We start from the raw sequence: 13,804 nt of genomic DNA on the forward strand, positions 1-13,804 counted from the left end.
ACGCCCGCGCCGGCCGCCGAGCCGGAGCCGGTCGCCGAGGTGCCGGCCGCGGAGCCCGCGCCGGCCCGTCCGCGCCGTCGGGTGACCCGTAAGGTCACCGCCCCGGCGGGCTCGCCGGAGACGGCCGACGACTCCGCGGCGACCGTCGTGATCGTCGCGCCGACGGCGGAGCCGGTCGCCGAGCCCGTTGCCGAGCCTGTCGAGGCCGAGGCGGCGCCCGCCGCCAAGAAGACGGCCAAGAAGGCGGCGGCGAAGAAGGCCACCACCGCCAAGAAGGCCACGGCGAAGAAGGCTCCGGCCAAGAAGGCGGCGGCGAAGAAGACCACCACCGCCAAGAAGGCCACGGCGAAGAAGACCACCGCGAAGAAGGCGACGACGAAGAAGGCGGCGGCCAAGAAGACCGCTGCCGCCGAGCAGCCCTCGGCCGCGCAGACAGAGGGCGCGGCGTAAGCCGCTCCAGTGGCCCCGGTGCTTGCACCGGGGCTTCCGCGGAGGACTGAGCAGTAATCCGTGCCCCGGACCGTCAGCGGTCCGGGGCCGGTTTGACCCGCTGGTCAAGGCCCCGTAACCTTGACCGTCGGTGTCTGTGACACCAAACCCCTGAGCAAACACCTCTCGGTTCGCCGAGGGAGGCCGCTCGTCCATTCGGATTCCACGGGCCCTATCCCGAGCCCGTGTGAGCGGCTGGCGTCAGAGGATCGAAACCTAGCGAAAGAGAGTTCCGCGTGTACGCGATCGTGCGCACCGGCGGACGCCAGCAGAAGGTTGCTGTTGGCGACGTCATCGAGGTTGACCGCATTTCCACCAGCAAGGTCGGCGACACCGTCGAGCTCTCGACGCTGCTGGTTGTCGACGGCGACTCGGTCACCAGTGACCCGTGGGTCCTGGCCGGCGTGAAGGTCCAGGGCGAGGTCGTCGACCACCACAAGGGCGACAAGATCCGGATCCAGAAGTACAAGAACAAGACCGGTTACAAGAAGCGGATCGGCCACCGCCAGCTCCACACGGCGCTGAAGATCACCGGCATCGACGCTCCGGCGAAGTAAGGGACTGAGGAGACATGGCACACAAGAAGGGCGCATCGTCCACTCGGAACGGTCGCGACTCCAATGCTCAGCGGCTCGGCGTGAAGCGCTTCGGCGGTCAGGCCGTCCTCGCCGGTGAGATCCTGGTCCGCCAGCGTGGCACCCACTTCCACCCGGGCACGGGCGTCGGCCGCGGCGGCGACGACACCCTGTTCGCCCTTGCTGCCGGTGCGGTGCAGTTCGGCACCCACCGTGGCCGCAAGGTCGTGAACATCGTCCCGGTCGCCGAGTGATTTCGGCCTGACCGAGCGATAGCTCAGCATCAGCATCACTCAGGGGCGGACCGCCTTTTCTCGCGAAAGCGGGAAGGCCGGTCCGCCCTTGCGTGTTAGTACAGAGACATTCGCGCAGTACAGCGACATACCCGTAGTTATCTGGAGGCACCCCCACCATGACCACCTTCGTGGACCGCGTCGAGCTGCACGTCGCCGCGGGTAACGGAGGCCACGGCGTGGCCTCCGTGATGCGGGAGAAGTTCAAGCCGCTGGGCGGCCCGGACGGCGGCAACGGCGGCCGTGGCGGTGATGTGATCCTGGTGGTCGACCAGGACGTCACCACACTTCTCGAATACCACCACCACCCGCACCGCAAGGCCACCAACGGCCAGCCGGGCGCGGGCGACAACCGCGCCGGCAAGAACGGCCAGGATCTGGTCCTGCCGGTCCCCGACGGCACCGTCGTCCTGGACCGCGCGGGCAATGTGCTCGCCGACCTCATCGGCCAGGGCACCACCTTCATCGCCGGCCAGGGCGGCCGCGGCGGCCTCGGCAACGCCGCGCTGGCTTCCGCCCGCCGCAAGGCCCCCGGTTTCGCGCTGCTCGGCGAGCCCGGCGAGGCCCGCGACATCGTGCTGGAGCTCAAGACCGTCGCGGACGTCGCGCTGGTCGGCTACCCGAGCGCCGGCAAGTCCTCGCTGATCTCGGTGCTCTCCGCCGCCAAGCCCAAGATCGCCGACTACCCCTTCACCACCCTGGTGCCCAACCTCGGTGTGGTGACGGCCGGATCGACCGTCTACACCATCGCGGACGTCCCCGGTCTGATCCCCGGCGCAAGCCAGGGCAAGGGCCTGGGCCTGGAGTTCCTGCGGCATGTCGAGCGCTGCGAGGTGCTCGTACACATCCTGGACACCGCGACGCTGGAGGCCGACCGTGACCCGGTCTCCGACCTCGACACCATCGAGGAGGAGCTCAAGCAGTACGGCGGCCTGGAGAACCGGCCCCGGATGGTCGTCCTCAACAAGATCGACGTCCCGGACGGCAAGGACCTCGCCGACATCATCCGCCCCGACCTGGAGGAGCGTGGCTACCGCGTCTTCGAGGTCTCCGCGGTCGCCCACATGGGCCTGAAGGAGCTGTCCTTCGCGCTCGCCGACGTCGTGTCCAAGGCTCGCGCCGCCAAGCCCGTACAGGAAGCCACCCGTATCGTCATCCGGCCCCAGGCCGTGGACGACGCCGGCTTCACGGTCACGGAGGAGGGCGAGAACTTCTACCGCGTGCGCGGTGAGAAGCCCGAGCGCTGGGTCCGTCAGACCGACTTCAACAACGACGAGGCCGTCGGCTACCTCGCCGACCGCCTCAACCGTCTCGGTGTCGAGGACGCGCTGCGCAAGGTGGGCGCGCACGCCGGCGACGGCATCGCCATCGGCCCCGAGGACAACGCCGTCGTCTTCGACTGGGAGCCGATGATGGCGGCCGGCGCGGAGATGCTGGGACGGCGTGGTGAGGACCACCGCCTGGAGGCGCCCCGGCCGGCCGCGGTGCGCCGCAAGGACCGGGACGTGGCGCGGGACGAGGCCGACCAGGAGTACGAGGGCTTCCGGCCCTTCTGACGGGTCCGCCGGGCGGTCCGCAGCACGGAAGAACCACGGAAGAACGGGGAAGGCCCCCGGGAGGATCTCCTCCCGGGGGCCTTCCCCGTGGCTCTGTACCGCTGTCGAGGCCGCAGACGGCCCGCTGCGGGCTAGACGGCGGCCGCGGCGTCCGAGGCGCCGTTGGCCTCGTGCCGGGCCGTCTCGGAGGCGTCCACGTCCTCCTGCGAGCGCTGCCCGGGGATACCGGACAGCCGGCTCTCCATCCGGATGCGGCGCTCGTCGGCCTTCGCGCACAGATCCAGCGCGGCCTGGTTGAAGCGGACCGAGGACGGCGGGTCCGACGGGCCGAGCAGATGCTCCTTGAGCTCGGCGCGCTCCGCGGCGAGGGTGTCCTTCTCCGGGTTGCGGACCGCATCCAGCAGACCGGTCACACCGTCCGCCTCGGGCGTGAGGATGGTCGCCGCCCGTACGGTCGGGAAGTTCACCCGGAAGTCGTCCTCGCTCATCCCCGAGGTGTTGGCGACCGCGTACGGCTTCTCGCTGGTCAGGTAGTCCGAGACGACGCTGGAGACATCGCTGATCAGCACGTCCGCCTCGTTGAAGCAGCTGAAGATGCCGGGGCGGGCGGTGGTGATGATCCGGTGCTCCCACTCCGGGAAGGAGTACCAGTAGGCCTCCTCCCAGGCGGTGACGGCGGTCGACACGGCGGCCGCGCGGCCCTCCTCCGGGGTGCCCTGCAGCCGCATCCGCTCCAGCTCGTCCGCGCTCTTGCGGAACGCGGAGGTGGTCAGCGCGTCCAGCTCCTCGGTGCGGCGGGCCAGCTCGGCGGCGGCCTCGGGGCCGGGCCGGGCACCGCTGCGCCGGCCGTTGGCCTCCGTGATCATCGCCTGGATACGGGTGTTGGCGGCGCCCGCACGCGGGTCCACGGAGCCGGTCATCGGGTGCGGCTTGTACAGCAGCCGCACCTTCTCGTCGGCGAGCAGCTCGCGGACGATGTTCTCGCCGGCCAGGATCACCGAGGTGTTGCCCGGGTTGCCGTCCCAGCCCTCCCAGGTCGGGGCGTACAGCACGGTGGTCAGGCGGCCGGCCGGGGCGCTGTCGTGTCGCTGGATCGGCCGGATCGGGGCCAGCTGGGGCCGTCCGACCTCGATGACGTCCTTGTCCTCGACGCCGATGTCGGCGAGCTGGTAGCGGTCACGGGCCGCCGGGCCCGCCACCCACACCTCGTCGTACGCCTTCGCGTACGGGTTGCAGGAGGACAGCTTGTCGCTCTCGCCGTGGTTGGTGAAGGCGTGCTTGATGGAGGGGATACGCAGGATCTGCGAGGTCTTGCCGGAGTTCGCCGGGTGCAGCAGCACCTTGAGCGTGGAGTGCTCCAGGCGCATCAGGTTGGCGACCTTGGGGATGCACACGATCGGCACGTCCGTGGCCTCGATCTTCTGCACCATGAAGCGTTCACGGAGCACGATGATCGGGTTGCCGTCCAGGGCGGCGAGGGTGCTCAGCCACATGTTGGCCTGGTAGGCGGAGGAGGAGCCGCCGGAGAAGTACATGCCGACCGTCGGCCGGTAGTCCGCGAGCCAGTTGTCCAGCCACTCCAGGGCCTGCTTCTCGTCGGCCACCCGCTTCTTGGGCAGCAGCCAGGTGCCCAGGTAGAGCGTGCCGCCGGCGGACAGGGCCAGGGAGACGGCGAGGCCGATGCCGCCCCAGTACGCGTCCGTGGTGATCGAGGTGAGCATCATGCCGACCGTGGTGGGTACGGAGAAGCGCAGCAGCCGGCGGCCCGTCTGACGGGAGAGGATGCGCGGCGGGGCGTCGCACAGCCGCAGCGCGCTCGCGTCGATGTTGCGGGTCACGAACGGCAGGCTGCGGGTCCTGCGGACCAGTACGGCGACCGCCTGGCACACGAAGTGGGTGCCGTAGAAGAGCAGCAGCGTGATGGTGAGCGGCGCCTGCTCCTCAAGCGGGTTGATGCCGTCGATGTGCAGCAGGCCGACCAGTATCAGCATGTCGCGCAACAGCTGGCGCACCGTGACGTCGAACCGGATCCGGCCCAGCACCGCGAGCAGGCCGGGCTGCTTGTGCTGGAGGATCAGGTCCAGACCCAGGTTGACCACGGATGCGGCGATGAACAGCGGGATGACGGGCAGCAGCGCACCGACCAGCTGGGCGGTGAACGCGACCATCATCGCGAAGAGGGCCGCGAGCTGTACGGCTCGGCGGGGGACGATTCCGGCGGAAGGCACGGGGGAGGGCTCCTGGCAGCACGAAGGTCAGGGGGAGGCCGAGGGGGGCGGCCGGGGTCCCGCGCTGCGACGCCGCCGGAGCGGCGAAACGGGACCGATGGACACCCGACCGTATGACCTTGTTGGCCTTGGTGACAATCTGCTGTGGCTCTCATCACCGCGAAAGCGGATCAATCGAACGCAACCTCTTGGCCTCGGCTTCCGTCTTAAGAAAACCCGATCGGGGCGGGCGGAGCGGATCTGCCTGGCCCCTGATTCTTCACGGTGTTGTACCTCCCAAGTGCCGCCGGACCGTCTCGCGGGGCGTCCGCCAGGCGGTATCGCGACGCGCCCGTGGGCCGCTCTGCCGTAGATTGCGCCCGTAGGGACGTCATACGGGGCGGGCAGGGATCCCCGTACAGCGGTGGATCGGCGAGCACAGGGGTTAGTTTCAGTGGCAGGGGCTAGGCAGGAAGTGGCGGACGCCCGCCGGATCGTGGTGAAGGTCGGCTCGTCGTCGCTGACCACGGCCGCCGGGGGACTGGACGCGGACCGCGTGGATGCGCTGGTGGATGTGCTGGCCAAGCATCAGGACAAGGAGATCGTGCTGGTCTCCTCCGGTGCCATCGCGGCGGGCCTGGCGCCCCTGGGGCTGGCCAAGCGGCCCCGCGACCTGGCCCGTCAGCAGGCCGCCGCCAGCGTGGGCCAGGGCCTGCTGGTCGCCCGCTACACCGCTTCCTTCGCCCGCTACGGCCGCCGGGTCGGCCAGGTCCTGCTCACCTCCGACGACACCAGCCGCCGGGCCCACTACCGCAACGCGTACCGGACCCTCGACCAGCTGCTGGCCATGGGCGCCGTACCGATCGTCAACGAGAACGACACCGTCGCCACCGACGAGATCCGCTTCGGCGACAACGACCGGCTGGCGGCGCTGGTCGCCCATCTCGTCCGTGCCGACCTGCTGATCCTGCTGTCCGACGTGGACGGCCTCTACGACGGCGATCCGGCCACCCCCGGCACCTCCCGGATAGCCGAGGTCCGCGGGCCCAAGGACCTGGAGGGCATCTCCATCGGCAGCGCGGGCAGGGCCGGCGTCGGCACCGGCGGCATGGTCACCAAGGTCGAGGCGGCCCGGATCGCGGCCGCGGCCGGCATCCCGGTCGTCCTGACCTCCGCCGTGCACGCCGCGGACGCGCTGGCCGGCGGCCCGACCGGCACCCACTTCCTGCGCACCGGCCGGCGCTCCGCCGACCGGCTGCTGTGGCTCGCGCACGCCTCCACACCGCGTGGCGCCCTGGTATTGGACGACGGGGCGGTGCAGGCGGTCGTCGAGCGGCGCTCCTCGCTGCTGCCGGCCGGCATCGCCTCCGTGGAGGGTGAGTTCTCCGCCGGTGACCCGGTGGAGCTGCGGGACGGCAGCGGCCGCGCGGTGGCCCGTGGAGTCGTCAATTTCGACGCCCGGGAAATCCCTCGATTGATGGGGCGTTCGACCCGCGATCTCGCCCGTGAGCTGGGCCCCGCGTACGAGCGGGAGGTCGTGCACCGTGACGATCTGGTGCTGCTGCACCGCTGAGGCCGCCCTGTCGGTCGTGCGGCACCGCTGAACCCGGTCCCGACCCGCTGCCGGCCTTCATGGCCGTCACGGCCGGAATGCGCCGTCGCCGGTGCGGTGTGAAGACCAGCCTTTCCGCCGGGACCTTGGCAAAAACGCCCCCGCGACGGGCCGCGGGCTGGTCAACTTTGTTGCGGGGGCGCCGTAGGGGAGCGGCGCCCGCAGCGCGCAAGCGCACACGCCGAAGTACGACCGCACCAATCGGCTCCGCACCCGAGCGCGGGGCGATTCGCATCACAGGAGGCCGCCGGTGAGACGAGGGCGCCCAGGGGCACCGCCCCGAGGGTCGGCGGAGCGCACACTGACCAGCGTCGGAACCGGCGAGGACGCCGGCCGGCCGGATGACGACGAGCGCGTGGAGCGGAACAGGACGGCGCGGCCCACACCGGAGGGCGAGCGCCGGGAGGCGTCCCGGCTGTGGCACATCACCCTCAGCGTCTCGGGAGCCGAGGCCCCGCTGAAGGAGGTCCGGCGGGCGCTGGAGCAGCTCGCCCACGACCATCCCTTCCTGCTGACCAGCCGCTATGCCAACGACCACGCCGAGATCCGCTACTGGGAGGAGGCGCGGGACCTGCACGACGCCGCGGCGGTCGCGCTCCGGCTGTGGGGCGAGCACCGCTCCACGGCCAAGCTGCCGCCGTGGGAGATCGTCGGCCTGGAAGTCATCGACCGCGAGACCTACCACCAGCGCATCGCGGAGGGGTACGGCCCGCCACCGGCGTCACCGGTCGGGGTCCATCCCTACTGACGGCCGCCCGCGTCCCGCGCTGTGAGATACCACATGGCCGCAGCCCGCCACCCCGCTAGGCTGCGGCCATGACCAGCAGCGCATCGCACTCCTCACCCGTCCTCGAGACCGCCCGTCGCGCACGGGAGGCGGCCGCCGTCCTGGCGCCGCTGCCGCGTACGGCCCGCGATGCCGCGCTGCTCGCCATCGCCGATGCCCTGGTGGCACAGACCCAGGCGATCGTCGCCGCCAACGCCGAGGACATCGCCAAGGCGCGGGCGGCCGGCACCGCCGAGTCGATCGTGGACCGGCTCACCCTCACCCCGGAGCGGATCGCGGCCATCGCCGAGGACGTCCGCCAGGTCGTGGCGCTGCCCGACCCGGTGGGCGAGGTGGTGCGCGGCTCGACCCTGCCCAACGGTCTCGATCTGCGGCAGGTCCGGGTCCCGCTCGGCGTGATCGGGATCATCTACGAGGCCCGGCCCAATGTGACGGTGGACGCCGCGGCGCTGTGCCTGAAGTCCGGCAACGCCGTGCTGCTGCGCGGCTCGTCCTCCGCGTACGCCTCCAACAGCGCCCTGGTGGACGTCCTGCGGGACGCCGTCCAGAGCGCCGGGCTGCCCGCCGACGCGGTGCAGCTGGTGCCCGGCGAGAGCCGCGACTCGGTACGTGAGCTGATGCGCGCCCGTGGCCTGGTCGATGTGCTGATCCCGCGCGGTGGCGCCTCCCTGATCCGTACGGTCGTCGAGGAGTCCATCGTCCCGGTGATCGAGACCGGCACCGGCAACTGCCATGTCTACGTCGACGAGGCGGCCGACATCGATATGGCGATCGACATCCTCATCAACTCCAAGGCACAGCGGCCCAGTGTCTGCAACGCGGCGGAGACGGTGCTGGTGCACGCCGGGATCGCCGAGAAGTTCCTGCCGCGCGCCCTGGCGGCGCTGACCGAGGCCGGGGTGATCGTGCACGGCGACGCCGCCTGGCAGCAGGCGGGCCCCGGGCTGGTCGCCCCCGCCACCGACGAGGACTGGGCGACGGAGTACCTCTCGTACGACATCGCGGCGGCCGTGGTGCCCGACCTGGACGCGGCGGTGGCGCACATCCGGCGCTGGACCTCCGGGCACACCGAGGCCATCGTCACGACCTCGCAGGCCGCCGCCCGCCGGTTCACCCAGTTGGTGGACTCCACCACCGTCGCGGTCAACGCCTCCACCCGTTTCACCGACGGCGGCCAGTTCGGCTTCGGCGCGGAGATCGGCATCTCGACGCAGAAGCTGCACGCCCGCGGCCCCATGGGACTGCCCGAGCTCACGTCCACCAAGTACATCGTCACGGGCGACGGCCACACCCGCTGAGCCGGCTCCCGGATTCCTCGCCCGCTCCGCTCTGCGTTCTCTGTGCATTCTCTCTGCCCAAAGAGACCCGCCGGGGCTAACCTGGACGGGTGCCGGACGACGTGGGGGGCAAGCCGTTCCCGGACGGCGAAGAGCCCGACGAGCACCACCACGAGAGCCACGGAAAAGCGGACGAAGAATTCGCCTCCGTGGTCTTCGACGAGGAATTCGTCCGGTCCGCACAGGTCCATGAGCCCTCAGCGGTCGAGCGGATGCTGGCCGCCGCCGAGGCGCGCGCCGAGGCCGAGGCGGCCCGCTCGGGGGCCGGTTTCGGTCCCGACGGCGACGACCCGGACGAGACCGGCCACCGCCGTCGCCGCCGCGGCCCGGATACCGACGACTACGAGACGTACGGCGATTACGGCGATTACAGCGAGTACGAGGACGACGGCGACTACGGCGACTACGGCGATTACCGGCCACACAGCCCGTACGGCCCTTACGGCGGGTCGCTGCGCCCCTACCGCGGCAGTATCCGCTGGCATCGGCCGGTCGCCTGGGTGCTGGCCGTGGTCATGGGCATCGGGCTGGTAGCGCTGGCCTTCAGCGCCGTCTATCGGGGCGCCTCGGGGCGGACCCAGAGCCCGGCGCCGGCGCCCACCTCCAGCGGGGTGGACGCCCCCACCACGGGCGGCGTGGACAGCGTCCGTACGGCGCGGCCTGGCCTGCCGTCCTTGCCGTCGGCGGAGCCGGTGCGCCCGTCGTTTTCCGCGATGCCCAGGCCGCAGTGAGGCCGTAGCGCACTGCCCCGGATACGGGCGCCCGAAACGGAACCGTCCGCTGAAGTTGCCCGGCGCCCCGGCGTTTACCTTCGCCCCGGCAGACCTACTCTTGTTGTATGACCGGGCCTGGTGACCCTCCCGAAGGGACGCCCAACGGCGCCTCGGGAGGCGGTGAGGACGAATACCGATCCGTTGTCTTCGACGAATCGTTCGTGCGCGCTGCACGCCTGCAGGAATTCTCCGCCGACGAGCGGCTCGGTGAGCACCATTCGCCGGCCGTCAAAACCCGGCACGCATGGATGCGGCTGGGTGGCTCCCGGCAGGCCGTCCTGCTGGTGCTGCTGATCATTCTCGCCTTCGGCACGGCCGTCTACATGGGCGTACGGCACCCGTACAAGACCCCGGAGCCGGTCCAGGCGCAGCCGCTGCGGTCTGCGGTGGTGCCGCTCGCACCGACCAGGGACGTGCCCGGCGCGTCACCCGAGGACCTCTTCGCGCACAGCCCCGCGGCCGACTACCGGATCGGCGCCGCGGGGGTCAATCTGCCCGCCGTCGCCCGTACGGCGCACTTCTCCGACGGCCAGATCGTCGCCGCCCTGACCATCGCGAAGGACTACCTCGTCCGCTCTTCGCTGGACCCGGCCACCCTCACCGGCGGATCCGTACGACCCGTGCGGCTCCTGCTGGATACCGGCCAACTCGACCAGTTCGACCGGAGCCTGGCGCACCCCGACGACAACGGGCGCCATGCGGCAACCGGTTGGCTGGTCCGCTTTGACCCGAAGTACACCCGGCTCGCCGACCGGGATGTACGGGTCGACGGCACGCTGTCCGCCACGGAGCTGAGCCCGGACGCGCTCGATGTGACCGCCGACTACACCTTCGTCTACGCCGTACGGCCCGCCCCCGGCGCGCAGCAGGACGGCTCCGCCGGCCAGGACATCGGCAAGGCCACCCCGGGCGCCGCCTCGCTGGTCACCGTCCGGCGCGAGCTGCAGTTCCGCCTCACCCGTGACGACCTCAGCGACCACCGCCTGGAGGTGCTGCAGAGCAGCCTGCAGGCCGGGCCGCTGGCCTGCTCCTCCAAGCCGGCCGACGCGCTGCGCCCGCTGTTCGCGGGACAGCACGCCGGCAATGACCGGCCCACGGGCACCGACCCCTTTGCCAGGGACCGGGCCAACCCTTCGCTCTGCGGCGAGCTGGCGCCCTCCGCCCAGCCGAAGCCGAGCCATCCGATCCGCTAGCCCACCAGGGCGTGCCCCAGCCGCTAGGACCCGTCCGACCGCTAGGACCCGTCCGAGCCCTTGGCGCCACCGGAGCCGTTGGCGCCGCCCGAGCTGTCGGGGCGCGAGCCGCCGCGGAAGACCGTGTCCCGCAGCTTGCCGCCCAAATCGCCCGCGCCGCCCGCGATATCGCGCACCAGGCCCATCAGCGGGTCCTTGCTGTTGCGCACCGAGTCGGCGTAGTGCGCGGCGGAGTCCCGGAACGAGTCGGAGACCGAGGTGTCCTTGTCCTCGTCCCGGCGCGGGTAGTGGCCGTCCATGATCCGCTGGTAGTCGCGGCTGGTCGCCCACTTCTTCAGCTCGGCCGCCCGCACGGTCGTGAACGGGTGGCTGCGCGGCAGCAGGTTGAGGATCTTCAGCACGGAGTCGCGCAGATCGCCGCCGGTCTCGTACTCGTCCGCCTGCTTGAGGAAGGCGTCCACATTCATCTCGTGCAGATGGTTGCCGCCGGCCAGCTTCATCAGACCGCGCATCGAGGCCTGCAGATCCTGGCCGACCAGCAGCCCGGCGCGGTCCGCCGACAGCTCCGACTTGCGGAACCATTCGCGCAGCGCCGTCACGATCGCCATGATCGCGACATTGCCCAGCGGGATCCAGGCGACCTTCATCGCCAGATTCGTCAGGAACAGCAGGATCGTGCGGTAGACGGCGTGCCCGGACAGCGCATGCCCGACCTCGTGGCCGATGACCGCGCGCATCTCCTCCTCGTCCAGCAGCTCGACCAGGCCGGTCGTCACCACGATGATCGGCTCGTCCAGACCGATACACATGGCGTTGGGCTGCGGGTCCTGATTGACGTACATCGGCGGGACCTTCTCCAGGTCCAGGATGTAGCAGGCATCGCGCAGCATGTCGTTGAGGTGCGCGAACTGCTGCTCGCCCACCCGCACCGAGTCCGACAGGAACAGCAGTCGCAGACTGCGCTCCGGCAGCAAGCCGCTGAGCGTCTTGAAGACGGTGTCGAACCCGCTCAGCTTGCGCAGCGCCACCAGCGCCGAGCGGTCCGCGGGGTGCTCGTACGACCGCGAGGAAATTCCGGGGAATCGCCGCCGGTCCCGGCTCGGTACGTTTTCGCTGCCGCCTGGGCTCTCCGTCATTGGGGCCTCCCCCTGTTCGACTGCGTGTGTTTCAGACTAGAGGACGCCACTGACAGACGATTGGATGCTCGGGCGTACGCTGGCGATCGCACCAATGACCGCACAGACCCGTACGAAGGACCGCACGGGCCCGTACCCGAGGGAGCGCATCGTCATGCCGCATCCGAGCGTGCTGCTCGCCGCAGTCCAGGAGGGCTCCAGGGCCGACGGGCCCGGCTGGATTCTGCGCACCGTGATCGTCGTCGGCGTCGTGGGTGCCGTCCTGCTCGCCTGGTTCCTGCTGCGCGGCTACGGCCAGGACTGACACACTGACGACCCCCGACGGCCCCCTCCGTACGTGTACGGGTGGAGTCGCCGTGGGCCCGCGGTGAGCCGACGCTTACGATGTGGCGGAAGTCTCTGCCCGACCCCAGCCCGGATTGGTCCTGCCGACGATGAGCCTGCACACCACCGCACAGTCCCTGGCCACCCTCGCCGCCGAACCCGGACACGAGGGCGGTCACGCCAGCCTCAGCCCGTACCTGACCGGCGGCGGCGCCCTTTTTATCCTGCTCCTCCTGCTCTGGATCACCACCCGCTTCAACCGGGACCGCTGAGCCCCGGCACCCGGCCCCCGGCATCGCGCGTCGCCCAGTAGGGTCTGCACGCATGGGAGAGCACACAGGGCCCGTGAAGCGGCGACTCGGAGTGATGGGCGGCACGTTCGACCCGATCCATCACGGACACCTGGTCGCCGCCAGCGAGGTGGCCAGCCAGTTCCACCTCGACGAGGTCATCTTCGTGCCGACGGGGCAGCCGTGGCAGAAGAGCCACAGGACGGTGTCCCCGGCCGAGGACCGGTATCTGATGACGGTCATCGCGACGGCATCGAACCCGCAGTTCTCCGTCAGCCGTATCGACATCGACCGCGGCGGCAAGACGTACACGATAGACACGCTGCGTGATCTGCGCGCGGAGCACCGTGACGCGGATCTGTTCTTCATCACCGGCGCCGACGCGCTCAGCCAGATTCTGACCTGGCACGATGCCGCGGAGCTGGTCTCGCTCGCCCACTTCATCGGGGTGACCAGGCCCGGCCATGTCCTCGCGGACCCCGGGCTGCCCGAGGGGGCGGTGTCCCTGGTCGAGGTGCCGGCGCTGGCCATCTCCTCGACCGACTGCCGGGCGCGCGTCGCCCAGGGGGATCCGGTCTGGTACTTGGTGCCGGACGGTGTGGTGCGCTACATCGACAAAAAACAGCTGTACCGCAACGACCGCTGATACGGGGCTGACGGAAAGGGGCACCGGTGAGCGACCGACAGGATCCGTACGGGCCGCAGGACCCGTATGCCCACGACCCGTATGCCCAGGAGCAGCAGGGGCAGCCGGGCTACACCTACGACGCCTACGGGCAGCCGGTGTACCGCGACGCCGCACAGCCGTCGTACGAGCAGCACCACGACCCGTACGGGCAGCAGACCGCACCGTCCGGCTACGAGGGCTACGACCCGTACGGCGGCCAACAGGGCGGCGGCCAGGGCCCGCAGTCGTACCAGGGGCAGCAGGGCCGGACGGAGTACGGCTATGACCCGTACGGGCGCCAGCAGGTGCAGGCCCAGCCCGGCTACCCCCAGCAGTACGACCCGTACGCCCAGCCCCAGCAGCACCCGTCCCCGCAGCAACAGCCCCACCAGCAGGAGTGGATCCCGCAGCAGGCCCAGCAGTCGCCGTACGAGCAGGTCCCCTACGCCGAGCAGCCCCGCTACGAGGCACCCGCTGCGCCGCGCCAGGACGGGCCGCCGCGGCCGCCCGCACAGCGCCGCGCCCCGTCGGCCGACATGGCGGAGCCGGAAGCCGCGGGCGGCGC

The 13,804-nt window shown here is 70.8% G+C and carries 13 protein-coding genes and 2 pseudogenes; 13 read left to right on the forward strand and 2 right to left on the reverse strand.

Annotated elements, in window-relative coordinates; genetic code table 11:
* From DY245_RS36990 to obgE, 4 genes and pseudogenes are all read left to right on the forward strand, one after another.
* A pseudogene (locus DY245_RS36990) lies at positions 1-450 on the forward strand (Rne/Rng family ribonuclease); the annotation flags it as partial.
* A 275-nt stretch (positions 451-725) separates the two neighbouring features.
* The gene (gene rplU, locus DY245_RS36995; protein ID WP_006605648.1) at positions 726-1,046 is read left to right on the forward strand and encodes a 50S ribosomal protein L21; all 321 of its coding nucleotides are present in this window, start codon (positions 726-728) and stop codon (positions 1,044-1,046) included.
* 14 nt (positions 1,047-1,060) lie between these two features.
* Positions 1,061-1,318 carry a 50S ribosomal protein L27 gene (rpmA, locus tag DY245_RS37000; RefSeq protein ID WP_018088248.1) on the forward strand — a complete coding sequence of 86 codons (258 nt, stop codon included), beginning with the start codon at positions 1,061-1,063 and terminating at the stop codon, positions 1,316-1,318.
* Positions 1,319-1,476: 158 nt separating this feature from the next.
* A complete protein-coding gene (gene obgE, locus DY245_RS37005; RefSeq protein ID WP_128511477.1) occupies positions 1,477-2,913 on the forward strand; it encodes a GTPase ObgE in 1,437 nt (478 codons plus the stop codon).
* A gap of 131 nt (positions 2,914-3,044) precedes the next feature.
* Here the strand turns inward: obgE and DY245_RS37010 are convergent, their stop codons facing one another.
* Positions 3,045-5,141, reverse strand: a complete 2,097-nt coding sequence (locus tag DY245_RS37010; protein WP_128511478.1) for a hypothetical protein — start codon at positions 5,139-5,141, stop codon at positions 3,045-3,047.
* Positions 5,142-5,595: 454 nt separating this feature from the next.
* On the opposite strand from DY245_RS37010, the gene proB reads away from it, so the two are divergent.
* From proB to DY245_RS37035, 5 genes are all read left to right on the forward strand, one after another.
* Positions 5,596-6,693: a glutamate 5-kinase gene (gene proB / locus DY245_RS37015; RefSeq protein ID WP_181924035.1), complete on the forward strand. Its 1,098-nt coding sequence runs from the start codon at positions 5,596-5,598 to the stop codon at positions 6,691-6,693.
* A gap of 289 nt (positions 6,694-6,982) precedes the next feature.
* A complete protein-coding gene (locus DY245_RS37020; RefSeq protein WP_128511480.1) occupies positions 6,983-7,480 on the forward strand; it encodes a hypothetical protein in 498 nt (165 codons plus the stop codon).
* 68 nt (positions 7,481-7,548) lie between these two features.
* Entirely contained in the window at positions 7,549-8,817 is a 1,269-nt protein-coding gene (locus DY245_RS37025) for a glutamate-5-semialdehyde dehydrogenase (RefSeq protein WP_128511481.1), read from the forward strand.
* A gap of 89 nt (positions 8,818-8,906) precedes the next feature.
* Positions 8,907-9,587, forward strand: coding sequence for an SCO2584 family spore wall biosynthesis protein (locus tag DY245_RS37030; protein WP_128511482.1), 681 nt, complete (start codon positions 8,907-8,909; stop codon positions 9,585-9,587).
* Between the two features lie 107 nt (positions 9,588-9,694).
* On the forward strand, positions 9,695-10,822 hold the full coding sequence (locus DY245_RS37035; protein ID WP_128511483.1) for an SCO2583 family membrane protein: 1,128 nt from the start codon (positions 9,695-9,697) through the stop codon (positions 10,820-10,822).
* A 41-nt stretch (positions 10,823-10,863) separates the two neighbouring features.
* On the opposite strand, the gene DY245_RS37040 is transcribed toward DY245_RS37035, so the two are convergent.
* A complete protein-coding gene (locus DY245_RS37040) occupies positions 10,864-11,958 on the reverse strand; it encodes a M48 family metallopeptidase (RefSeq protein ID WP_128511484.1) in 1,095 nt (364 codons plus the stop codon).
* 94 nt (positions 11,959-12,052) lie between these two features.
* Here DY245_RS37040 and DY245_RS37045 point away from each other — a divergent pair, with 94 nt between their 5' ends.
* From DY245_RS37045 to DY245_RS37055, 4 genes and pseudogenes are all read left to right on the forward strand, one after another.
* Positions 12,053-12,262 (forward strand): hypothetical protein, encoded by a 210-nt coding sequence (locus DY245_RS37045; protein ID WP_128511485.1) that lies wholly within the window; start codon positions 12,053-12,055, stop codon positions 12,260-12,262.
* 130 nt (positions 12,263-12,392) lie between these two features.
* Entirely contained in the window at positions 12,393-12,554 is a 162-nt protein-coding gene (locus DY245_RS44980) for a hypothetical protein (protein WP_181924036.1), read from the forward strand.
* A 52-nt stretch (positions 12,555-12,606) separates the two neighbouring features.
* The gene (gene nadD, locus DY245_RS37050) at positions 12,607-13,218 is read left to right on the forward strand and encodes a nicotinate-nucleotide adenylyltransferase (RefSeq protein ID WP_128511486.1); all 612 of its coding nucleotides are present in this window, start codon (positions 12,607-12,609) and stop codon (positions 13,216-13,218) included.
* A gap of 26 nt (positions 13,219-13,244) precedes the next feature.
* A pseudogene (locus DY245_RS37055) lies at positions 13,245-13,804 on the forward strand (LytR family transcriptional regulator); the annotation flags it as partial.

Origin of the sequence: Streptomyces inhibens, assembly GCF_003389455.1 — a bacterium.
In the GTDB taxonomy this organism is placed as follows: Bacteria; Actinomycetota; Actinomycetes; order Streptomycetales; family Streptomycetaceae; genus Streptomyces; species Streptomyces inhibens.